This is a genomic window from Paraburkholderia dinghuensis (assembly GCF_003837865.1).
Lineage (GTDB): Bacteria > Pseudomonadota > Gammaproteobacteria > Burkholderiales > Burkholderiaceae > Paraburkholderia > Paraburkholderia dinghuensis.
Genome location: NZ_RQIS01000003.1, coordinates 303,182 through 326,262 on the forward strand (window position 1 = coordinate 303,182; position 23,081 = coordinate 326,262).

General features: G+C 65.7%; 21 protein-coding genes. 11 read left to right on the top strand and 10 right to left on the bottom strand.

Annotation, left to right across the window (positions count from 1 at the left end):
- Positions 1-185 precede the first annotated feature (185 nt).
- The 10 genes from mnmH to upp all read right to left on the bottom strand — a co-directional run bounded on the left by mnmH (position 186) and on the right by upp (position 10,005).
- The gene (mnmH, locus tag D1Y85_RS05950) at positions 186-1,286 is read right to left on the bottom strand and encodes a tRNA 2-selenouridine(34) synthase MnmH (RefSeq protein WP_124150105.1); all 1,101 of its coding nucleotides are present in this window, start codon (positions 1,284-1,286) and stop codon (positions 186-188) included.
- Positions 1,287-1,309: 23 nt separating this feature from the next.
- On the bottom strand, positions 1,310-2,779 hold the full coding sequence (rng, locus tag D1Y85_RS05955) for a ribonuclease G (protein WP_124150106.1): 1,470 nt from the start codon (positions 2,777-2,779) through the stop codon (positions 1,310-1,312).
- A 9-nt stretch (positions 2,780-2,788) separates the two neighbouring features.
- On the bottom strand, positions 2,789-3,412 hold the full coding sequence (locus D1Y85_RS05960; RefSeq protein WP_124150107.1) for a Maf family protein: 624 nt from the start codon (positions 3,410-3,412) through the stop codon (positions 2,789-2,791).
- Between the two features lie 152 nt (positions 3,413-3,564).
- Complete coding sequence (gene rlmH, locus D1Y85_RS05965; RefSeq protein WP_124150108.1) at positions 3,565-4,035, bottom strand: 23S rRNA (pseudouridine(1915)-N(3))-methyltransferase RlmH; 471 nt, start codon at positions 4,033-4,035, stop codon at positions 3,565-3,567.
- Positions 4,036-4,057: 22 nt separating this feature from the next.
- Positions 4,058-4,636, bottom strand: a complete 579-nt coding sequence (rsfS, locus tag D1Y85_RS05970; protein ID WP_124150109.1) for a ribosome silencing factor — start codon at positions 4,634-4,636, stop codon at positions 4,058-4,060.
- Between the two features lie 2 nt (positions 4,637-4,638).
- Positions 4,639-5,394: a nicotinate-nucleotide adenylyltransferase gene (locus D1Y85_RS05975; RefSeq protein ID WP_124150110.1), complete on the bottom strand. Its 756-nt coding sequence runs from the start codon at positions 5,392-5,394 to the stop codon at positions 4,639-4,641.
- 4 nt (positions 5,395-5,398) lie between these two features.
- A complete protein-coding gene (hemF, locus tag D1Y85_RS05980) occupies positions 5,399-6,352 on the bottom strand; it encodes an oxygen-dependent coproporphyrinogen oxidase (protein WP_124150111.1) in 954 nt (317 codons plus the stop codon).
- Positions 6,353-6,706: 354 nt separating this feature from the next.
- A complete protein-coding gene (gene purD / locus D1Y85_RS05985) occupies positions 6,707-7,981 on the bottom strand; it encodes a phosphoribosylamine--glycine ligase (RefSeq protein ID WP_124150112.1) in 1,275 nt (424 codons plus the stop codon).
- Positions 7,982-8,116: 135 nt separating this feature from the next.
- On the bottom strand, positions 8,117-8,845 hold the full coding sequence (locus D1Y85_RS05990; RefSeq protein WP_124150113.1) for a YebC/PmpR family DNA-binding transcriptional regulator: 729 nt from the start codon (positions 8,843-8,845) through the stop codon (positions 8,117-8,119).
- A 509-nt stretch (positions 8,846-9,354) separates the two neighbouring features.
- The gene (gene upp, locus D1Y85_RS05995) at positions 9,355-10,005 is read right to left on the bottom strand and encodes a uracil phosphoribosyltransferase (RefSeq protein WP_124150114.1); all 651 of its coding nucleotides are present in this window, start codon (positions 10,003-10,005) and stop codon (positions 9,355-9,357) included.
- Between the two features lie 388 nt (positions 10,006-10,393).
- Here upp and D1Y85_RS06000 point away from each other — a divergent pair, with 388 nt between their 5' ends.
- The 11 genes from D1Y85_RS06000 (at position 10,394) to kdpE (ending at position 23,001) form a co-directional block, all read left to right on the top strand.
- Positions 10,394-11,173, top strand: a complete 780-nt coding sequence (locus D1Y85_RS06000; RefSeq protein WP_124150115.1) for an SDR family oxidoreductase — start codon at positions 10,394-10,396, stop codon at positions 11,171-11,173.
- A 92-nt stretch (positions 11,174-11,265) separates the two neighbouring features.
- Positions 11,266-11,655, top strand: coding sequence for a methylglyoxal synthase (locus D1Y85_RS06005; protein ID WP_124150116.1), 390 nt, complete (start codon positions 11,266-11,268; stop codon positions 11,653-11,655).
- Between the two features lie 89 nt (positions 11,656-11,744).
- Positions 11,745-12,719 (top strand): quinone oxidoreductase family protein, encoded by a 975-nt coding sequence (locus D1Y85_RS06010; RefSeq protein ID WP_124150117.1) that lies wholly within the window; start codon positions 11,745-11,747, stop codon positions 12,717-12,719.
- A gap of 326 nt (positions 12,720-13,045) precedes the next feature.
- Entirely contained in the window at positions 13,046-14,077 is a 1,032-nt protein-coding gene (pstS, locus tag D1Y85_RS06015) for a phosphate ABC transporter substrate-binding protein PstS (protein WP_124150118.1), read from the top strand.
- Between the two features lie 334 nt (positions 14,078-14,411).
- Positions 14,412-14,528 carry a potassium ABC transporter ATPase gene (locus tag D1Y85_RS27455; RefSeq protein ID WP_124150119.1) on the top strand — a complete coding sequence of 39 codons (117 nt, stop codon included), beginning with the start codon at positions 14,412-14,414 and terminating at the stop codon, positions 14,526-14,528.
- The gene (gene kdpF, locus D1Y85_RS06025) at positions 14,525-14,617 is read left to right on the top strand and encodes a K(+)-transporting ATPase subunit F (RefSeq protein WP_124150120.1); all 93 of its coding nucleotides are present in this window, start codon (positions 14,525-14,527) and stop codon (positions 14,615-14,617) included. The genes D1Y85_RS27455 and kdpF overlap by 4 nt, the downstream gene beginning before the upstream one ends.
- On the top strand, positions 14,614-16,419 hold the full coding sequence (gene kdpA / locus D1Y85_RS06030) for a potassium-transporting ATPase subunit KdpA (RefSeq protein ID WP_124150121.1): 1,806 nt from the start codon (positions 14,614-14,616) through the stop codon (positions 16,417-16,419). The genes kdpF and kdpA overlap by 4 nt, the downstream gene beginning before the upstream one ends.
- A gap of 17 nt (positions 16,420-16,436) precedes the next feature.
- Positions 16,437-18,551 (top strand): potassium-transporting ATPase subunit KdpB, encoded by a 2,115-nt coding sequence (kdpB, locus tag D1Y85_RS06035; RefSeq protein ID WP_124150122.1) that lies wholly within the window; start codon positions 16,437-16,439, stop codon positions 18,549-18,551.
- Positions 18,552-18,611: 60 nt separating this feature from the next.
- The gene (gene kdpC, locus D1Y85_RS06040) at positions 18,612-19,190 is read left to right on the top strand and encodes a potassium-transporting ATPase subunit KdpC (RefSeq protein ID WP_425466884.1); all 579 of its coding nucleotides are present in this window, start codon (positions 18,612-18,614) and stop codon (positions 19,188-19,190) included.
- A 156-nt stretch (positions 19,191-19,346) separates the two neighbouring features.
- Positions 19,347-22,310, top strand: a complete 2,964-nt coding sequence (locus D1Y85_RS06045) for a DUF4118 domain-containing protein (protein ID WP_124150124.1) — start codon at positions 19,347-19,349, stop codon at positions 22,308-22,310.
- Positions 22,303-23,001 carry a two-component system response regulator KdpE gene (kdpE, locus tag D1Y85_RS06050; protein ID WP_124150125.1) on the top strand — a complete coding sequence of 233 codons (699 nt, stop codon included), beginning with the start codon at positions 22,303-22,305 and terminating at the stop codon, positions 22,999-23,001. The genes D1Y85_RS06045 and kdpE overlap by 8 nt, the downstream gene beginning before the upstream one ends.
- Positions 23,002-23,081 lie beyond the last annotated feature (80 nt).

Genomic DNA, 23,081 nt, shown 5'->3' on the forward strand with positions numbered 1-23,081 from the left:
CGCTTTCTGGCGCCCCGCATGAGGCTGGCGGACGCCGCCTGTGCGGTGCGCCCGCAGCAAGGCCGATCCGTAAGACGATGCTTCGTTGCTGATCTGATGCCCCAAGACCTCCGCCATCGGACGTTCGATGGCTTAGCCCGGACCCTCGCGGTCCGGGCGCTTTTTTCAGCGTCCGACGAGAGGCTTTAGCGTAGCGCGCCGGCGTGTTCGGAGCGCGTTTCGGGAAGTGGTTCGTTCAGCGGTTTGCCCAATTGTTCGAGCAGCGTTCGCGCTTCGTCGACGACATTGCCGTCCACCGGATGAAACGCGAACCGCGGCGCCTTATCCAGCTTCGCGAAGTTGCGCCGGGTGCTGCGCGTATAGGCCGGATCGTAGTGGTCGGCGATGAGCGCTTCGGACAGCGCACGGCGATCGTCCGTCTCGAGCAACTGGCACCATGCATCGATGCGCTCGTGCCCGTGCAACGGCACGAGCTTGAGCAACTGCTCCCGGAAGTAGGTCCGGTTGTCGAGCAGATGGCCGTATTCGTCGAGCAGCAGCGCGACACGCTCGTCGAGCGCGACATCCAGCACGACACAGGGCGCCGCGCGGATGTGATCGATCAGTACGACCGGCAGCGTGATCGTGCCGATGCGCCGGCTTTCAGCTTCGACAAATACAGGCCGCGCGGGGTCGAGCGCGTGCAGCGCTTGAACCAGTGCTGTGTCGAACGATTTTTGCGAGGGTTGGGCACGCTCGGGCAGTGCGCCGAGAAGCGAGCCGCGATGGGCCGCAAGCGCTTCGAGATCGAGGGTCTGCGCACCCGCCACGCCCAGCGCCTGCAACAGGCGCGTCTTGCCGCTGCCGGTGGGGCCCGCGAGCACGACATAGTGGAAGTTCACGGGCAGCGCGCCGAGCGCCTCGACGACCGAATGCCGGTACGTCTTGTATCCGCCTTCGAGCTGGCGCGCGCGCCAGCCGATCATGTTGAACACCGTCGTCATCGCGCCCGAGCGCATGCCGCCGCGCCAGCAGTAGACAAGCGGCCGCCAGTTGCGCGGCCGCTCGGCGAAGAGCGTATCGAGATGCGTGGCGATGTTGCGCGAAACGATGGCCGCGCCGAGGCGCGCGGCATCGAATGGCGAGTCCTTGTAAAGCGTGCCGACGACCACGCGTTCTTCGTTGCTCATCACCGGCGCGTTGACGGCGCCGGGAATATGGTCTTCGGCAAATTCGGCCGGCGTTCTCACGTCGATGATTTCGTCGAATTCGCCGATCTGCTCGATGGTGGCGCGGTGGTGATTCAACTGCGGTGCTCCCTGATACTGCGTTACATCAGCACGATATCGTACTGTTCCTGACTCAGATTCGACTCGACCTGCAGCGACACCGGCTTGCCGATGAAGTCGATCAGCATCGCGAGATGCTGCGACTCTTCTTCGAGGAAGAGGTCGATCACCTGCTGCGACGCCACCACGCGGAACTCGCGCGGATTGAACTGACGCGACTCGCGCAGGATTTCACGCAGCACGTCGTAGCAAACCGTGCGCGAGGTCTTCACCTGGCCTTTGCCGAGGCACGTCGGACACGGCTCGCACAGCACATGCGCGAGCGACTCGCGCGTGCGCTTTCGCGTCATCTCGACGAGCCCCAGTTGCGAGAAGCCGTTCACGGTCACGCGCGTGCGGTCGCGCGAGAGCGCCTTCCTCAATTCGCCGAGTACCTGCTCGCGATGCTCGGCGTTTTCCATGTCGATGAAGTCGATGATGATCACGCCGCCCAGATTGCGCAGACGCAACTGGCGCGCGATCGTGTGCGCGGCTTCGAGGTTGGTCTTGAAGATCGTGTCGTCGAAGTTGCGTGCGCCCACATAGCCGCCCGTGTTCACGTCGATCGTCGTCATCGCCTCGGTCTGGTCGATCACGAGATAGCCGCCCGACTTCAGGTCCACGCGCCGTGACAGCGCACGCTGGATTTCTGCCTCGATGTTGTAGAGGTCGAAGAGCGGCCGCTCGCCCGTGTAGTGGTGCAGCTTCGGCGTGACGGCGGGCGTGAATTCCCCCGCGAATTCCGTGAGCATCTGGAAGGTCTCGCGCGAATCGACCTGCACGCGCGTCGTCTCTTCGTTCACGAAGTCGCGCAACACGCGCTGCGCGAGATTCAGGTCCTGATAGAGCAGGCTCGTCGCGGGCAGGCGCTGCGCCTGCGCGACGATCGTGGCCCAGGTCTTGCGCAGATAAGCCACGTCGGCGGCGAGTTCTTCGCTCGACGCATCCTCGGCGATAGTGCGCACGATATAGCCGCCTTTCTCGTCGGCGGGCAACACGGCCGTGAGGCGCGCGCGCACCGCTTCGCGCTCGGTCTCGCTCTCGATCTTCTGCGAGATGCCGATATGCGGCTCCTGCGGCAGATAGACGAGCGTCCGCCCGGCGATGCTTACCTGCGTCGAAAGTCGCGCGCCCTTCGTGCCGATCGGGTCTTTGACGACCTGGACCATGAGTGTCTGGCCCTCGAAGACGGTTTTTTCGATCGGCTGATGAGGCGCGCTTTGATGCGGTTCACCTGCGATACGCGGCTGCCAGATGTCGGCGACGTGAAGAAACGCGGCGCGTTCGAGCCCGATGTCGATGAACGCGGACTGCATCCCCGGCAGCACGCGTACGACACGGCCGAGATAGACATTGCCGACACGCCCGCGCGAGAGAGTGCGTTCGACGTGAAGCTCCTGTACTGCGCCTTGCTGGACCAGCGCGACACGCGTCTCCTGCGGCGTAACGTTGATCAGGATTTCTTCGTTCATGGTGTTGTTCTAGAAGTCGATGCGCGCCGCGCGCAATAGCGCGGCTGTTTCGAATAGTGGCAAACCCATGATACCCGAATAGGACCCGTCGATTCGCTCGATGAATTCGGCAGCGCGGCCCTGGATGCCATATGCGCCGGCCTTGCCGAACGGCTCGCCGCTGACGACGTAGCGTGCGATCGCCGCGGGCAGCGCGGCGGCGAAGCGTACCAGCGAACGCGAGAGCGCGATCGGCAGGCACACACCTTCGGCATCGACGACGGCCACTGCCGTGAGCACCTCGTGCGTGCGGCCACAAAGGCGTTCGAGCATGGCGTAGGCGTCGGCGGCGTCGTGTGGTTTGCCGAGGATATGGCCGTCGATCGAGACTGTGGTGTCGGCGGTGAGGATTGGCGCGTGCGCGTGCGCCCCTGCGACGAGACGCGCACGTGCCGCATCGGCTTTTGCCGCGCAAACGCGCACCACGTAGTCAGCGGCGCTCTCGCCGGGCAGCGTGTTTTCGAGCGCTTCGGCGTCTTCGTCGGGACGCGGCAGTAGCAGCTCGAAACGCACGCCCAGCTGTTGCAGCAGTTCCTGGCGGCGCGGGCTTTGCGAGGCGAGATAGATGTACGGATAAGTCACGGAGGAGGCCATCGGAGCGTCTCGGTCGTGGCGGTTAGCCGGGTGGAGTAAAGGGGCACGCGCGGTGTTGCGTCGCATTGTTGCGTCGTCGCTTCAACGCCCACTTCTCCGCGCATGGCGCCGCAGGGATGTACGGTGCGCGCGGCGCCGGGGGCGCGCCAGGATCACACGCGATGATAGGGGTGATTCTGCGTAATGGTCCACGCACGGTAAAGCTGCTCGGCGAGCAGCACGCGCACCATTGCGTGGGGCAGGGTGAGGCTCGACAGGCGCAGCAGCAGGTCGGCGCGCGACTTGAGTTCCGCATCGAGCCCGTCCGCACCGCCGATCAGGAACGCCACATCGCGCCCGTCCTGCTGCCAGACCGGCAGCGCCTGTGCGAGCTGCATCGTGGACCAGTCCTTACCGCGCTCGTCGAGGGCGACGATGCGCGCGTTCTTCGGCAGCGCCGCTTCGATGCGCGCGCGCTCGGCGGCCATGACGCTTTCGGCGGCACGGCCCGATGAACGCTGCTCGGGCTTCACCTCGCGCAACTCGATGCGCAGCTCGGGCGGCATGCGCTTCGTGTACTCCTCGAAGCCCTCGGCGATCCAGTCCGGCATCTTGTGGCCGACGGCGACGATATGCAGTTTCATCGCGTGAACGAGCGGGCGGCGCTCACTTCGCGGCGCTGCGGCGCGCGGCGGTCTTGCGCGCGGGTGCCGCAGTCTTGCGGGCGGGGCTCTTGCGCGCAGCGGCCGGCTTTGCAGCGGATTTCGCAGCGGGCGCAACTTGTGCTCGGGTGGCCTTCTTTGTCGCCGGCTTCGTCGCCGCGACGCGGGCTACTTCTTCGATGTCGTCCTCGTCGTCGTCCATCGGCTCGCTCGGGCGCGCGCCCGAGAAACCGCTCACGGTCGAGAGCTTGACGTGCACCGGCTTGTCGCCCCAGATTTCCTCGAGGTTGTAGTACTGACGCAGCGCGGGCTGGAGGATATGGACGACGGCGTCGCCGCAATCCACGAGCACCCATTCGCCGATGTCCTCGCCTTCCGTGCTGATGATGTCGCCGCCCGCTTCCTTGACCTTCTCGCGCACGCTGGAGGCGAGCGCCTTGGTCTGGCGGTTCGACGTCCCGCTCGCGACGATCACCCGATCGAAGAGTTCGGTCAGATGGCTGGTGTTGAACACCTTGATGTCTTGTGCCTTGACGTCTTCAAGGCCGTCGACGATGGCGCGTTGCAGTTTGCGGATGTCCATATTTACCCGTGGTACAGATGATGTTGAAGAATATAGTCCCAAACGGCCGCGGGAACGGGCGCGGCGGGGGTGTCGCCAGCGCGTGCGGCACTGTGGGGCGCGGTGTGGGTCGTTTTGGGGCCGGTTTCGCGCGCGGCCAGGGATTCAATCTGGCACGCGCGGATCCGGCGGCGAATTTCGGTGGCCGACACGTCGTAGGCGAGCGACTCGTCGATCACCACGTGGCCGTGCGATGTCTGCGCGAGCGTCGCGGGCGCGCCGCGCCGCGCGGCGACTTCGGCGGCGACGTCTGGCGGCAGCGCCGCGAAGTCGAAACCGGGTCGGCTCGCCACGCCGATGTGGGCCAGTTCGAACAGTTCGCGCCAGTACTGCCAGGTGTCGAGGTGCAGCAACTGGTCGGCCCCCATCAGCAGCGTGAGCGAGCAGTCGCCGCCGTTGCGCGCTCGCCAGCGGCGCAGCGTTTCCACCGTATACGTGGGACCGTCATGCTCGATTTCGTCCGTATCGACGCTGACCGTCACACCCGGCAGCACGAGCGATGCGGCTGCGGCGCGCGTCATCGCGAGCCGGTGCTCCGCTGCGCTCACCTCGGGCTTTTGCCACGGTTGACCGGCCGGTAGCAGCACCAGTTCCGTGAGGTCGAGCAGCGCAGCAAAGCGCCGCGCGAGCGCGAGATGGCCGTCATGGATCGGATCGAAGGTGCCGCCGAACAGGCCAACGCGGCGCGCTCGCGCACGAGGCTCAAAGACTTGCGTCACGGCGTCAGATCCAGTCGCGCACCGGCAGGAAGTCGGTGTAGAGGCGCGCTTCCGGCGTGCCGGGCTGCGGTTGCCAGTTGTAGCGCCAGCTCGCGCTGGGCGGCATCGACATCAGGATCGATTCGGTGCGGCCTCCGCTTTGCAGGCCGAAATGCGTGCCACGGTCGAGGACCAGATTGAATTCGACGTAGCGGCCGCGCCGGTACGCCTGGAATTCGCGCTCGGCTTCACCATACGGCGTCGCACGGCGCTTTTCGATGACAGGCAGATACGCCTTCAGGAAGCCCTCGCCGACGCTCCTCACCATCGCGAATGCCTGATCGAAGCCGCCTTCGGCGTAGTCGTCGAAGAAGATGCCGCCTACGCCGCGCGCCTCGTTGCGATGCTTCAGGAAAAAGTATTCGTCACACCAGCGCTTGAAACGCGGGTAGAGGTCCGCGCCAAAGGGCGCGAGCGAATCGCGGCAGACGCGGTGGAAATGCTGCGCATCTTCCTCAAAGCCGTAGTACGGCGTGAGATCCATGCCGCCGCCGAACCAGAAGACGGGCGCTTCGCCCGCTTTGGTCGCGAGCAGCATGCGCACGTTCATGTGCACGGTCGGGCAGTACGGATTGCGTGGGTGCAGGACGAGCGAGACGCCCATCGCCTCGAAGCCGCGTCCGTTGAGCTGCGCGCGCGCAGCCGTGGCCGACGGCGGCAGGGTGTCGCCCGAGACATCCGAGAACCCGATGCCCCCGCGCTCGAAGAACTGGCCGCCTTCGATGATGCGTGTGCAGCCACCGCCGCGCAGCTTGTCGCCGGCCTCGCGCTCCCAGCGGTCGGTGGCGAGCGGGGTGCCGTCGAAGGCGCCGAGCGCATCGGCGATCTGCGTCTGCAGTCCGGTCAGCCAGGCGCGGACGGCCACGCTGTCGGGGGTTGCGCGCTCGTCGAGTGCGCCGGTGCGGTTCGTGTCGGTCATCGTGATGTGCGGGCGATCCGCCGGATGAGGCCGGCGGGCGTATCAGGTTGTTTGGGGGGCGGCGTCATGCCGTGCATTTTTGAACGCACGGCGCATGCCGACAGCGGCAGTGTAGCGCCGTTCGGGCAGCCGACGGCGCGCGGCGGGGCCGGATGCGCTGCGTAACACTTTTGCCCTGTTTTCGCGAACCGCGCGATGCGCCCGGTCGCGGCGCATCGGTTCGTTCAGGGTGCGGCGGACGGGGTCACCGCGCATGGTCCGGGTCCAATGCTCCCGGCATTGCGGATCTGGTCCCCAAAAGCCAGGCCGCGTCGCCTCGCGAGACAACGCGGCCAGACCGGTGGCGCTTGACGCTTAGCTCTTGCGCCCCGCGGCGCGGTAGCCGATGTCGTGGCGATACTGCATGCCATCGAACGAGATGCGGTTCACGGTCTCGTAGGCCACCGATTGCGCGCTGCGCACCGAATCCGCGAGGCCGACCACGCACAGCACGCGGCCACCCGCCGTGACGAGCTTGCCGTCGACGAACTTCGTGCCCGCGTGGAACGTCACGGAATCGTCGGTTTCAGCGGGGATATCGCTGATGCGGTCGCCCTTGCGCGGCGTATCGGGATAGTTGTGCGCGGCGAGCACCACGCCAAGCGCCGTGCGGCGGTCCCATTCGAGTTCGATCTGGTTGAGCGTGCCTGCGATCGCATGCTCGACGACCTTCGAGAAGTCGCCCTTCAGGCGCGCCATGATCGGCTGCGTTTCGGGGTCGCCCATGCGGCAGTTGAACTCGAGCGTCTTCGGGTTGCCTTGCGCGTCGATCATGAGACCGGCGTACAGGAAGCCCGTGTAGCGGATGCCTTCCTTCTCCATGCCCGCGACGGTCGGCAGGATGATTTCGCGCATCACGCGCGCGTGCAGCTGCGGCGTGACGATCGGCGCGGGCGAGTAGGCGCCCATGCCGCCCGTGTTCGGGCCCTGGTCGGCGTCCATGAGGCGCTTGTGGTCCTGGCTCGAGGCGAGCGGCAGCACGTGCTTGCCGTCCACCATGACGATGAAGCTCGCTTCCTCGCCTGCCAGGAATTCCTCGATCACAACGCGCGCGCCGGCGTCGCCGAGCTTGTTGTCGGCGAGCATCATGTCGATGGCCTGATGCGCTTCTTCAAGCGACATCGCGACGACCACGCCCTTGCCCGCGGCGAGGCCGTCGGCCTTGATGACGATGGGGGCGCCATTCTTTTCGACGTAGGCGTGCGCGGCGGTGGCGTCGGAGAACGTCTCGTAGGCGGCCGTGGGGAGGCCGTGGCGCTTCATGAACGCCTTGGCGAAATCCTTCGAGCTTTCGAGCTGCGCGGCTTCCTTCGTCGGGCCGAACACCTTCAGGCCGCGCGAGCGGAACACGTTGACGATGCCGGCCGCGAGCGGCGCTTCCGGCCCGACCACGGTGAGCGCGACCTGTTCGCGCTCGACGAAGTCGGCGAGCTCGTTGATGTCCGTGATGTCGACGTTGGCGAGCCGCTCGTCCTGCGCGGTGCCGCCGTTGCCGGGTGCGACGTAGACGAGCTGCACGCGCGGCGACTGGGCAAGCTTCCACGCCAGCGCATGTTCGCGGCCGCCAGAACCGACGACGAGTAACTTCATTTGAATCCCCGAAAGACCTGAAAGGCCAGAAAGACCAGAAAACAGTGACGGCCGGCGTATGGACGCCGGCCGCGGTAACACAATGGGACGGTACCGCCCCTCAGCACGACGCCCATGCGTCGTGCCGCCCGGAAATCATTCGTCGGCGATCGACGCGTTGGTGTACACCTCCTGGACGTCGTCCAGGTTTTCCAGCGCATCGAGCAGCTTTTGCATCTTCACGGCGTCATCGCCCGTGAATTCGACTTCATTTTGCGGCTTCATGGTGACTTCCGCCATTTCCGCCTTGAAGCCCGCGGCTTCGAGCGCTTCCTTCACCTTGGTGAAGTCGAACGGCGGGCAGACCACTTCGATACTGCCGTCGTCGTTCGTCACGACGTCGTCGGCGCCCGCTTCGAGCGCGGCGTCCATAAGCTTGTCCTCGGGCGTGCCCGGCGCGAACACGAACTGGCCGACGTGATCGAACATGAACGCCACCGAGCCGTCCGTGCCCATGTTGCCGCCGAACTTCGAGAACGCGTGACGCACTTCCGCGACGGTGCGGGTGCGGTTGTCGGTCATCGTATCGACGATGACGGCCGCGCCGCCGATGCCGTAGCCTTCGTAACGGATTTCCTCGTAGTTCGCGCCGTCGACGCCGCCCACGCCGCGCTGGATCGCGCGGTTGATGTTGTCCTTGGGCATGTTGGCGTCGTACGCCTTGTCGACGGCCAGACGCAGACGCGGGTTGGTGTCGATATCACCCCCGCCCATGCGGGCGGCCACCTGGATTTCCTTGATGAGCCGCGTCCAGATCTTGCCGCGCTTCGCGTCAGCAGCCGCCTTCTTGTGCTTGATGTTGGCCCATTTCGAATGACCCGCCATACGTTTCTCCGTCGCACGCTCTTTTCGCGTGCATGGTGCAATGTGCAGTTGTCTATGCGTTTTCGCGGGCGCGGCCGCGCAGATCCGCCGGTGCGGCCTTTGTGCCCATGATTGTCTTGTCCGCCCTGAACGTGGCGAATGCGGCAGATGCGGCGCCAGGCGAGGTCCGGTCTTGTGGCTCGAAGCGCACGTCGGCGGCCGGCTGCGGCACGTGTCCGGTTTGTCTGTGCAACATGGGTGCGGTGTTTGTGCCATGCACACCATGCATCGAGCGCGCCGGACACCCGTTCAGGAGGATCTGAATTTTATCACGCGGGGCTGTCCGTCCGTGGTCCCGGGTGGGGGACCGGCGGTCTCGAAGAAGCGAGCGGCTCGCCCGACGCGCGACGCAACCGCAACGCAGCCGCGTCGCGGATGTGATTTCGCGGGAATTTGCACCGTCCGGCGATGCTTACCGGCGCCCCGCCGTTCGGGCTGTGCCGCAGCGGCAAGGGGCAGGGCGCCCGCAGTCAGTTCTTCGTGCCGAAGAGCCGGTCACCCGCATCGCCGAGGCCCGGCACGATATACGCGTGCTCGTTCAGGTGCGAGTCGAGCGAGGCGACGTAGAGTTTGACGTCCGGGTGCGCCTGCTGGAACACTTCGACGCCCTCCGGCGCCGCGACGAGCGCGAGGAACGAGATGCGCTCGCCCGTCACGCCGCGGCGTTTGAGCACATCGATCGCGTGCACCGCCGAGTAACCGGTCGCCAGCATCGGATCGCAGAGGATGAAGTTGCGGTCTTCGAGGTCGGGCAGGCGCACGAGGTATTCGACCGGGCGATGATCGTCGGCGCGGTAGACGCCGATATGACCCACGCGCGCCGAGGGGACCAGTTCGAGCAGCCCGTCCGACATGCCGATGCCCGCGCGCAGCACCGGCACGATGGCGAGTTTCTTGCCCGCGATGACGGGCGCGTCGACCTCGACGAGCGGTGTGCGTACGCGCCGCGTCGTGACCGGCAGGTCGCGCGTGATCTCGTAGCCCATCAGCAGCGTGATTTCGCGCAGCAGTTCCCGGAACGTCCGCGTGGACGTGTCCGTGTCGCGCATGTGGGTGAGCTTGTGCTGGATCAGCGGGTGATCGAGGATGAAGAGGTTCGGAAAGCGGCTGTCCTGTTTCATGGCGGGGCGCACAAGGCTGCAAGAGGATTCGGGAAATCGGCGGTCGACGCCGTGCGGCGTGGTCGCGCGCGCGGCAGGTAGCCGGACGGGCAGTCCGGCGCGGCACGAGCCGCGCTACAGGCGCAAGTATACGGAAAATCCCCCTCGTCCGGCAGGCTCGCGCCGGTGTCCGCGCGGGTTGTGCCGATGCCGGGGGAACGCCGCGAGGCGGGGAACGTCGGGCGCGATGTCCCCGATTCTTCTAGAATCCGGAAAGGATGGGTCGCCCGCCGCGGACGGCCGTCGCGAAAGCGTTGCGTAACCCGCTACAACCGACTCACAACAGCCGGGCCAGCCGTGTCAAAGGCTCGAAGGCGCCGGCAAACACGAAAGAAAGGACTGGGCAACGATGGACATGGGCATCGCAGGACGCAGCGCGCTGGTGTGCGCGGCAAGCAAGGGGCTCGGCCGGGGCTGCGCCGAGGCGCTTGCCGAAGAAGGCGTCAACGTCACGATCGTCGCGCGCACCGTTGAGACGCTCGAGGAAACCGCCGCGCAGATCCGTGCGCGGACCGGCGTCGAGGTAAAAACCGTCGCGTGCGACATCACGACGGCCGAGGGCCGCGCCGCCGCGCTTGCGGCGTGCGGCGAGCCAGACATCCTCGTCAACAACGCAGGCGGGCCGCCGCCCGGCGACTTCCGCACGTACACGCACGAAGCGTGGACTGCCGCGCTCGAGGCCAACATGCTCACGCCGATCGCGCTGATCCAGGCCACCATCGACGGCATGATCGCGCGCGGCTTTGGGCGCATCGTCAATATCACGAGTTCGTCGGTGAAGGCGCCCATCGATGTGCTCGGCCTCTCGAACGGCGCGCGCTCGGGGCTGACGGGCTTCGTCGCGGGCGTCGCGCGCCAGGTCGCCGCGACCGGCGTCACGATCAACAACCTGCTGCCGGGTGCGTTCGACACCGATCGCATCCGGGCCACCCTCGTTGCTCAGGCCAAGGCGAACACCGTCTCGTTCGACGAAATGCGCGAGCGACGCCTCACGTCGATTCCCGCGCGGCGCCTCGGCACACCCGATGAATTCGGCCGCGCCTGCGCATTCCTGTGCAGCGTCCACGCGGGCTACATCACCGGGCAGAACTGGCTGCTCGACGGCGGCGCTTTCCCGGGCACGTTCTGAGCCGCGCGTTTGATAGCGCAACCGATGGCCCACAACCCGTAGCCCATCTGGTCGTCCATCCCTCCAACCTGAATCGAAGGAGCAACGAAGACATGGCAACCCGCGTCGCGCTGATCGCGCACGACCACAAGAAGGACGACATCGTCAAACTGGCCGGCGAATACGCCGATACGCTGCGCCGCTGCGAGCTGATCGCGACCGGCACGACCGGTTCGCGCATCGAGGCGGCGCACGGGCTTTCCGTGGAGCGCATGCTCTCGGGCCCGCACGGCGGCGACCTGCAGATCGGCGCGCAGCTCGCGGAGGGCCGCGTGGGCATGGTGATCTTCCTTCGCGATCCGATGACGCCGCAGCCGCACGAACCGGACATCAATGCACTCGTGCGCGCGTGCGACGTGCACAACGTGCCGTGTGCGACGAACATCGCGACGGCGCGCATGCTGCTCGAAGCATTGAAGCTGCACGTCGCCGGCACGGTCTGAGCCGCACACCGGGCCACGACGACCACTCCAAACTTTGTACGGGATGGGACTAAGCGCTAAAGCGCCAGGTCCCATCGACAGGAGACACCATGAGCAAGGCAATCCAGATCGAGAAGACGGGCGGCCCCGAAGTCATGAAGTGGGTCGACGTCGAAGTGGGCGAACCCGGCGAGGGGCAGGTGCGTCTTTCGCAGACCGCGTGCGGCCTCAACTACATCGACGTGTATTTCCGCACGGGTCTTTACCCGCAGCCGTTGCCCGCCGGGCTCGGCATGGAGGCGGCGGGCGCGGTGACGGCGGTCGGGCCGGGCGTGACGGACCTGAAAGTGGGCGATCGCGTCGCTTACGTGGCGCGGCCGCCGGGCGCGTATGCGCAGGAACGCGTGCTGCGCGCCGACCAGGTGATCCGTCTGCCCGATGCGATCAGCGACGAGGCCGCGGCGTCGATCATGCTCCAGGGCCTCACGGCGCAATATCTGCTACGCCGCACGTATCGCGTGCAGCCCGGCGACACGATCCTGATCCAGGCCGCCGCGGGCGGCGTGGGGCTGCTCGTTTGCCAGTGGGCGAAAGCGCTCGGCGCGACAGTGATCGGCACGGTGGGCTCCGACGAGAAAGCGCAGATCGCGAGAGCCCACGGCTGCGATTACCCGATCGTCTACACGCGCGAGGACTTTACGGCGCGCGTGCGCGAGATCACGAACGGCGCGGGCGTGCCGGTGGTGTACGACTCGATCGGCAAGGATACGTATGCGAAATCGCTCGACTGCCTCGCGCCGCTTGGCATGTTCGTGAGCTTCGGTAATGCGTCGGGGAAACTGCCGCCGATCGATTCGTTGGACCTCTCCGCTCGCGGCTCGCTCTTCTTCACGCGCCCGACGCTCTTTACCTACATCGCAAAACGCGCGGACTACGAAGCGATGACGGCTGAACTCTTCGAGGTCGTTGCTTCGGGCAAGGTGAAAACGTCGATTAACCAACGCTATGCGTTGAAGGATGTTGGGCAGGCGCATACGGATCTTGAGGCGCGCCGCACGACCGGGTCGACGATTCTCGTTCCCTGAGCGGTTTCCTCGTGCGGGGATCGTCGCAGTGTTCGCCGAGGTACTCACCGAAGTGCTCACACAAGGGCGCGCAAGCTTTGCTTGCGTGCCCTTTTTCTTTGCGCCATCGGGGATAAGCGGCGCATGCGGCCGGGGCGGCCGGGAACGGCGCATGCTGAGCGCTACGCCGCACCAGACGATGGCGTCCAGTTATCGCCCGAGCGGATTTCGCGGCACGGTTGGCGCGAATTCCATGCTCAAGCCCGGCATACCTCGCCTGTCACCGGATTGACATTAACCGCGGCTAGTTTCATACGGCAACTTACAAGACTTTCGAGGAGTCTGTCATGAAGAACCTGTCGATCGCGCTATGCGTGGCTATCGGTGGCCTTGTCGGCGTGCCGGCTCATTCGGCCGATATCACGGGTGCTGGCAGCACATTCGCCGCGCCCATCTACAACAAGTGGGCCGCGGCGTATCAGAAAGCCGGCGGCGCCCGCGTCAACTATCAAGGCATCGGGTCGGCAGGCGGGATCAAGCAGATACTCGCTAAAACCATCGACTTCGCTGGCTCCGACGCACCGATGAAAGACGACGAACTTCAAAAGAATGGCCTGTTTCAGTTCCCGACCGTGGTTGGGGGCGTCGTGGCCGCCATTAACCTTCCGGGCGTCAAGCCGGGAGAACTGACGCTGTCGGGTCCGGTGCTCGCCGACATCTATCTCGGCAAAATCAAGAAATGGAATGCGCCCGCCATTGCGGCGCTCAACCCGAACATCAAGTTGCCGGACACGGACATCGCGGTCGTCCGGCGCGCGGATGGCTCGGGAACGAGTTTCATCTGGACGCACTTCCTGTCGCAAATGAGTCCGGACTGGAAATCGAAGGTCGGTGAAGGCACGACGGTGAGCTGGCCGACCGGAACCGGCGGCAAGGGCAACGATGGCGTGGCGGCATTCGTGCAGCGTCTTCCGGGTGCCATCGGCTATGTGGAATGGGCGTACGTGAAGCAGAACAAGATGATCTACACCGCGATGAAGAACCAGTCGGGCGCGGTAGTGCAGCCCGGCATCGAGACATTCAAGGCGGCGGCGGCCGGCGCGAACTGGTCGCAGAGTTTCTATCAGATTCTGACCGATCAACCTGGAAAGAACGCGTGGCCGGTCGTCGGCGCTACGTTCGTGATGCTGCACACGGTGCAGGCCAAGCCGGAACAGGGCACGGAAACACTCAAGTTCTTCGACTGGGCGTTCAAGAGCGGCGAGCAGGCCGCGCAGGACCTCGACTACATCTCGCTTCCCGAATCCGTTGTCAACGAGATTCGCACGCAATGGCGCGCGAAAGTGAAGGACGGCAGCGGGAAACCGGTTTTCCAGTAATTCGTCGCACCAGCGCGACGACTTGCACGTCGCTAAGGATCGTCTGGACGACGATCTTTCTCCCCGTTCCGCTGACTGCCGTTCCCGCTCGAAAGTCGCCATTTACGCGGCCCTGACTCCGAAAGGAGCCGGGGCTCGCGCGCACCATCCATTCCCCTGCGAAGTGTCTTCTCTTTTGACCTGACCACGCGCTCGCGGATCAAGAGCTTTCGCGGCACCTGGCGTGCAAGCGCGTTTACGCGTTTTTTATACGCGCAGGGTCACCTTTAATCCGTTCTTGACGCGCAAACCCGTAGTGTTTGATACCTGTCATCCGCTAATGGAGAACACGACAATGGATGTGCTGTGTATCGGGGGGCTGGCGGTCTTCGCCGCGCTCACATACGGATTGATCGCCGGTTGCGAGAAGCTCATGCAGTTCCGGCGAGCCGACCGGGGAGTGCGCTCATGAGCTGGATCCTGTGGTTATCGGGGGCAGCGACGTTGTTGCTGTTCGTCTATCTCGTCCATGCGCTGCTGCGCGCGGAGGATATCGAATGAACACCAACAATCTGCTGCAGACCGCTATTTTCATCGTCGTTCTGCTCGCGCTGGCCGTGCCGTTGGCGGGCTATCTCACGCGCGTGCTCGACGGACGCTCGCGTGTCGTGCGCCTTTTTGCGCCAGTCGAAAACTTCCTCTATCGCGTGGCGGGCGTCGATCCGCAGACGGAGATGAACTGGAAGCACTACGCGCTCGCTACGATCTCGTTCAACGTGCTCGGCGCGTTGTTCCTTTACGTGCTGCTGCGCATTCAGGGCTGGCTGCCCGGCAATCCGCAGAGCTTCGGTCCGATGACCGTGGACGGCGCGCTCAACACGGCGGTGAGCTTCGTCACCAACACGAACTGGCAGAACTACACGCCCGAGCAGACCGTGAGCTACCTCACGCAGATGCTCGGCCTCACCGTGCAGAACTTCCTCTCGGCGGCGACGGGCATCGTGGTCGTGATCGCGCTGATCCGCGGTTTCGCGCGTCACTCGGCTACGACTATCGGCAACTTCTGGGTCGATGTCACGCGCACGACGCTCTATGTCCTCATACCGATGTCGGCGGTCATCGCTGCGATCCTGATGAGCCAGGGGATGATCCAGAACTTCAAGGCCTATCAGGACGTTCCGGTTCTGCAGACGACCACGTATGCCGCGCCGAAGCTAGACGCGCAGGGTAATCCGGTGAAGGACGCGCAAGGTAACGCCGTTACGGTCGATACGAAGGTCACGACGCAGACGCTCGCCATGGGTCCGGCCGCTTCGCAGGTCGCGATCAAGATGCTCGGCACCAACGGCGGCGGCTTCTTCAACGCAAATTCGGCGCACCCGTACGAGAACCCGACGCCATTCTCGAACTTCGTCGAAATGTTCGCCATCCTGATCATTCCAGCCGCGCTGTGTCTCGTGTTCGGCAATTTCGTGGCGGACCGGAGGCAGGGCGTTGCAGTGCTCGCGGTGATGACGATCGCGTTTGCGCTGGCGGTGGGTGGCGAACTGGCCGCGGAGCAGGCAGGCAATCCGATGTTCACGTCGCTCAACGTCGACCAGCACGCCAGCGTGCTGCAAGCGGGCGGCAACATGGAGGGCAAGGAAACGCGCTTCGGCATCGCGCAGACGGGCATCTTTGTCGTTGCGACCACCGCGGCTTCGTGCGGCGCCGTGAACGCCATGCACGACTCGCTCACGCCGCTCGGCGGACTGATTCCGATGCTTTTCATCCAGCTGGGCGAAGTGATCTTCGGCGGCGTCGGTTCGGGGCTCTACGGCATGCTCGTGTTCGCGCTGCTCGCGGTGTTCGTCGCCGGTCTCATGATCGGCCGCACGCCCGAGTACGTCGGCAAGAAGATCGAAGCGTTCGAGATGAAGATGGTGTCGATCGCCATCTTGCTCACGCCGCTGCTCGTGCTCGTTGGCACCTCGATCGCGGTGCTCGTCGATCCGGGTAAGGCCGGAATCGCCAATCCGGGCGCGCACGGTTTCTCGGAGATTCTCTACGCGTTCAGTTCGGCCGCGAACAACAACGGCAGTGCGTTCGCGGGGCTTTCGGTGAATACGCCGTTCTATAACTGGATGCTCTCCGTTGCGATGTGGTTCGGCCGCTTCGGGACGATCATTCCCGTGCTCGCCATCGCCGGCTCGCTCGCCGGCAAGAAGCGTATCGCCGAATCCGCCGGCACGATGCCCACGCACGGCCCGCTCTTCGTCGTGCTGCTGCTCGGCACCGTGCTGCTCGTCGGCGCGCTGACCTACGTGCCCGCGCTCGCCCTCGGCCCCGGCGTCGAGCATCTGATCATGATGGGCGTGCACTGAACAAGGACTAGACCAACATGACTCAACATAGTGCTACACGGTCCATGTTCGATCCGGCGCTCGTGCGTCCGGCCATCGTGGACTCGTTCAGAAAACTCAAGCCGCGCACGCAGTTGCGCAATCCCGTGATGTTCTGCGTGTACGTCGGCAGCGTGCTCACGACGATCCTCTGGATCGCCGCGCTCATGGGCCAGGCGGAAGCCCCCGCGGGCTTCATCCTCGCCGTCGCGCTGTGGCTGTGGTTCACGGTCCTCTTCGCGAACTTCGCGGAAGCACTCGCGGAAGGGCGCTCGAAGGCGCAGGCCGCGTCGCTGCGCCAGGCCAAGCGCGACGTGATGGCGAAGAAGCTCGGCGAGCCGCATCCGAAGGCGCCGATCCGCATCATGACCGCTTCCGATCTGCGCCGCGGCGACGTGGTGCTCGTCGAAACCGGCGACACGATTCCCGCCGACGGTGAAGTGATCGAAGGCGTCGCTTCGGTGGACGAATCGGCGATCACGGGCGAATCCGCGCCAGTGATCCGCGAGTCGGGCGGCGATTTCTCGTCGGTGACGGGCGGCACGCGTGTGCTCTCCGACTGGATCGTCGTGCGCGTCACGGCCAATCCGGGCGAGGCGTTCCTCGACCGCATGATCGCCATGGTGGAAGGCGCGAAGCGCCAGAAGACGCCCAACGAGATCGCGCTTACGATTCTGCTCGTCGCGCTGACCATCGTGATGCTGCTCGCCACGGCGACGCTGTTGCCGTTCTCGATGTTCTCCGTCGAAGCGGCGAAGATGGGCCACGTCGTCACGATCACGGCGCTCGTCGCGCTGCTCGTTTGCCTGATTCCGACCACCATCGGCGGGCTGCTTTCGGCGATCGGCGTGGCAGGCATGAGCCGCATGATGCAGGCCAACGTGATCGCGACATCTGGCCGTGCGGTGGAAGCCGCGGGCGACGTGGACGTGCTGCTGCTCGACAAGACCGGCACGATCACGCTCGGCAATCGTCAGGCATCGACGTTCATCGCAGCGCCTGGCGTGACCGAGGAAGTGCTCGCGGACGCGGCGCAACTCGCCTCGCTCGCCGACGAAACGCCGGAAGGCCGCAGCATCGTCGTGCTCGCGAAGCAGCGCTTCAACATTCGCCAGCGCGACATGGCAACGCTGCATCCGGTGTTTCTCGCGTTCAGCGCGCAAACGCGCATGAGCGGCGTGGACCTTTCGCCCGAGGGGACCGCACCCGGCACGCACGGCCGCGAGATCCGCAAGGGCGCGGCCGATGCGGTCAAGCACTTCGTCGAAGCACAGGGTGGCCGCTTTCCGGCCGAAGTCGAAACAGCCGTCGATGACGTCGCGCGTCGCGGCAGCACGCCGCTCGTGGTCGCACACCGCGTGAAGGACGGCGCGGCGCAGGTGCTCGGCGTGATCGAACTGAAGGACGTGGTGAAGGGCGGCATCAAGGAGCGCTTCGCCGAGCTGCGCAAGATGGGCATCAAGACCGTGATGGTTACGGGCGACAACCGTCTGACCGCCGCGGCGATTGCTGCCGAAGCGGGCGTGGACGACTTCCTCGCCCAGGCCACGCCGGAGACGAAGCTCGCAACGATCCGCGAACACCAGGCTCAGGGCAAGCTCGTCGCGATGACCGGCGACGGCACCAACGACGCGCCGGCGCTCGCGCAGGCCGACGTCGCGGTGGCGATGAATACCGGCACGCAGGCCGCGAAGGAAGCGGGCAACATGGTCGACCTCGATTCGAACCCGACGAAGCTCATCGAGATCGTCGAGATCGGCAAGCAGATGCTGATGACGCGCGGCTCGCTCACGACGTTCTCGATCGCCAACGACGTCGCGAAGTACTTCGCGATCATTCCGGCGGCGTTCGCGACCACGTATCCGCAGCTGAACGCACTCAACGTGATGCATCTCGCGACGCCCGCTTCGGCGATCCTTTCGGCGGTGATCTTCAACGCGCTCATCATCGTGCTGCTGATTCCGCTGGCGTTGAAGGGCGTGAAATACCGGCCGCTCGGCGCCGCGATCCTGCTGCGCCGCAATCTGCTGGTCTATGGCCTCGGCGGGATTCTCGTGCCGTTCGTCGGGATCAAGCTGATCGATATGGTGCTCGCCGCGTTCGGCTGGGTCTGATCCGAACGTGACTCAAGCGACTTAATCGACGCATATTCGGGAAAAAACATGAAATCGTTGCTGTTTCCTCTGCTACGTCCGCTCGTCGTGATCTTCGCCGTGCTGACGGCGCTCACGGGTCTCGCGTATCCGGCCGTGATGACCGTGTTTGGTCAGGCCGTCTTCCACCGCCAGGCCAACGGCAGCCTCGTCGAAGTCGGCGGCAAGGTGGTCGGGTCCGAACTGATCGGCCAGCAGTTCGACGCGCCGCAGTACTTCTGGGGTCGTCTCTCGGCCACGACGCCGAATCCGTACAACGCGGCCAATTCGGGCGGTTCGAACCTGGGTCCGACCAACCCGGCGCTGGCCGACGAGGTCAAAGGGCGCATCGCCGCGCTCAAGGCTGCGGGCACCGACGTTTCGCAGCCGATTCCGGTGGACCTGGTGACGTCGTCGGCGAGCGGCCTCGATCCCGAGATCTCGCCCGCTGCGGCGGCTTATCAGGTCGAGCGCGTCGCGAAGGCGCGCCACCTGAGCCCGTCCGATGTGCAGGCGCTCGTGGACCGCTATACGAAGGGCCGCCAGTTCGGCGTGCTCGGCGAGCCTCGCGTGAACGTGCTTGCGTTGAATCTTGCGCTCGACGGCAAAGAAGCCGACTGAGGGCGTATCAAGCCGATCCGCACGCCGCGCGTCCTGCGCGGCGTGCGGTTTGCCATTCCGGCGCTGCGGTGAGAGGATCAGCATGCAGCCGGCCCGCGCTTGCAGCATGAAAGACGCGATGCCACCCGAGGCGCCCACTACACCGAGCCCAACCGCATGAACCGTCCCGATCCCGACGAACTGCTCGATCGCCTCCAGCGCGACGAGGAAAAGCGCCGCCGCGGCAAGCTGAAGATTTTCTTCGGCGCGTCGGCGGGCGTCGGCAAGACCTATGCGATGCTGCAGGCCGCGCGCCGCCGCGCCGAGGAGGGCATCGACGTCGTCGTGGGCATCGTCGAGACGCACGGGCGCAGCGAAACCGCCGCGCTCACGAATGGCCTCGACGTGCTGCCGCGTGCGCAGCTCGCATATCGCGGCCGCATGCTCGCCGAGTTCGACCTCGACGCGGCACTCGCGCGCAAGCCGCAACTCGTGCTCGTCGATGAACTCGCGCACTCGAACGTGCAGGGCGCGCGCCACATGAAGCGCTGGCAGGACGTCTACGAGCTGCTCGACGCGGGCATCGATGTCTACACGACCGTCAACGTCCAGCACCTCGAAAGCCTCAACGATGTGGTCGGCCAGATCACGGGCATCCGCGTATGGGAGACCGTGCCCGACCGCGTGTTCGACAGCGCCGACGAAGTGACACTCGTCGACCTGCCCGCCGAGGAACTGCTCGACCGCATGCGCGACGGCAAGGTGTATATGCCGGCGCAAGCCGAGCGCGCGGTGCGCAACTTCTTTCGCAAGGGCAATCTGATCGCGCTGCGCGAGCTGGCGCTGCGCCGCACGGCCGACCGCGTCGACGCGCAGATGCGCGAGTATCGCGCCGACCGTTCGATCCAGCCTGTGTGGCAGGCGCGCGAGCGGCTGCTCGTGTGCATCGGCCCCGGCCCCGAGGCGAACGCGCTGGTGCGTGCGGCCGCGCGCCTCGCCGTGAGCCTGAAGGCCGACTGGATCGCCGTCTATGTCGAAACGCCGAGGCTCCAGCGTCTGCCCGACGCAATCCGCGAACGCACGCTCGGCGCGCTGAAGCTCGCGTCCGAAATGGGCGCGGAGACCACGACGCTGGCGGGCGAGGACGCGGCGACGACGCTCGTTGGCTATGCGCGTCTGCGCAACGTTTCGAAGCTCGTGGCGGGCGCGACGCTACGCACGGGTTTGTCGCGCTGGCTGCGCCGGCCCTTCGGCGAGCGGCTCGCGGAAAAGGCGGGCGACGTCGATCTCACGCTTGTGCGCGCGCTGGCCGGTGAGGCCGGTGCAAAGATGGGCGACCCTTCGGCCACGGGCACGGCGTCGCGCGCCGCCAACGCGTGGCGCGACGCGCTGTTCGCGGGCAGCGACCGCTCGCCGCCGCGTGCGTACGGTGCGGCGCTCGTGATCTGCGCGTGCGTCACGCTGATTGCGAGCCAGTTGATCGACCGCATCGACCTCACGAATCTCGTGATGCTGTATCTGCTCGGCGTGATCTTCACGGCGACGAAGCTCGGACGCGGGCCGGGCGTGATGCTCTCGTTCGTGAGCATTGCGGCCTTCGACTTCTTTTTTGTGCCGCCGCGTATGTCGTTATCCGTGAGCGACACGCAATACCTGCTCACCTTCGTGGGCATGCTGCTCACGTCGCTTGTGATCAGCCACCTCACTTCGAGTCTGCGCCGCGAAGCGAGCGTCGCGCAGCGGCGCGAGCAGCGCACGGGCGCGATGTACGCGATGGCGCGCGAACTTGCTGCGGCGCTGACCACGGAGCAGATCGTCGCGATCGGCAGCCGCCACGTGAGCGAGGTGTTCGGCGCGCGCGTCGCGATCCTGCTGCCGGACAGCGTGGACAAGGTGCAGCAGAAGATCGAAGAGCCCGATCCGCAGACCATGCTCGACGCGCCGAGCGTCGACCTCGACGTGGGCCAGTGGGTCTACGACCAGCAAAAACCCGCGGGCCACGGCACCGACACGCTGCCGGCGGCGGTGGCGCGCTATCAGCCGCTCAAGGCGCCGATGCGCACGCGCGGCGTGCTGGCGGTCGTCACGCGCGACGCGCGCGAACTGCAGGTGCCCGAGCAGCAGCGCATGTTCGACGCGTTCGCGTCGCAGATCGCGCTCGCGCTAGAGCGCGTGCATTACGTCGATATCGCGCGCGATGCGCTCGTCAACATGGAATCGGAGCGGCTGCGCAATTCGCTTCTGTCGGCGATTTCGCACGATCTGCGCACGCCGCTCACGGCGATCGTCGGGTTTTCGTCGATGCTTGCGACGACGCAGACGCCCGGCTCGCGCGTCGACGAGCGAGCGGGCGAACTGATCGAGTCGATCCACGACGAGGCGCTGCGCATGACCGGCATCGTCACGAACCTGCTCGACATGGCGCGCCTGCAGGCGGGCAGCCTCAAGCTGAACCGCCAGTGGACGCTGCTCGAAGAGACGGTGGGCGCCGCGCTGGCGGCATGCCGGCGCGTGCTGGCGCGGCATCCGGTGCAGGTGTCGCTCGAAGAAGGTCTGCCGCTGTTGCATCTCGACGCCGTGCTGATGGAGCGCCTCTTCTCGAATCTGCTCGAAAACGCCGCGAAGTACACGTCGCCCGATACGCCGCTCGTGATCGGCGCACGCCGCGTGGAGACCGGCGGCCAGGCGTTCGTGCGCGTGACGGTCGACGACAACGGACCGGGCTTGCCACCCGGCATGGGCGAGCGCGTCTTCGACAAATTCACGCGCGGCGAGAAGGAGTCGGCGAAGCCCGGTATCGGCCTTGGGCTCGCGATCTGCCGCGCGATCGTGGAGGCGCACGGCGGTACAATCGGCGCGGTCAATCGCATGGACGAAGCGGGCCGCCTGCTGGGTGCTTCGTTCTGGTTCTCGCTGCCGGTGGAGTTGCCGCCGCCTCCACCCGCGGACGAGGTGGCGCAAGACGCGCCGGCTCACGGCGAGGAAATGTCGCAAGCCGCGCGGCTCGTAGACGAGGGCGCGGACGCCGACTCGCCCGCGCATGGGCATACGGAGCATGGGGCGCATTGCGGCGCGCCGGCGTCTGTCGAACCCCAACCCGATGAACTGAAACCTGCCGATTCGAAGCCTTCCCATGAGTGATCCGAGCGTCGCCGTCGTCCTGATCGAAGACGAAAAGCAGATTCGCCGCTTCGTGCGGGCGTCGCTGGAGGGCGAGGGGATGGTCGTCCACGACGCCGAGACGGGCAAGCAGGGCCTGGTCGAAGCCGCCACGCGCAAGCCGGATCTCGTGATCGTCGACCTCGGCCTGCCCGATACCGATGGTCTCGACGTGATCCGCGAACTGCGCGGCTGGAGCGATCTGCCGGTGATCGTGCTCTCGGCGCGTACGCAAGAAGCCGAGAAGGTGGCCGCGCTCGATGCGGGCGCCGACGACTACCTCACGAAACCGTTCGGTGTTTCCGAACTGCTCGCGCGGATCCGCGCGCAACTGCGGCGGCGTAATCGCGGCGGAGCGAACGAAGCGCCGCAGGTGCGCTTCGGCGACATCACCGTCGATCTCGGCCTGCGCCAGGTCACGCGCGCGGGTGCGGCGGTCCATCTGACGCCTATCGAATACCGACTGCTCGCGACACTCGTGCGCGACGCGGGCCGCGTGCTGACGCACCGGCAACTGCTGCGCGAGGTGTGGGGGCCGTCGCATGTGGAGAGCAGTCATTATCTGCGGATCTATATGGCGCATCTGCGCCAGAAACTCGAACACGACCCAGCGCAGCCCGAGCATATTGTTACCGAGACGGGCGTCGGCTATCGGCTCGTGGGCGTGCAATAGTGCAATAACGCCCGTAGCCTGTGAGAAGGGGGATGCCGCTATAATTTCGGGACAGCAAGGACGACCTTGCCATCCATCTT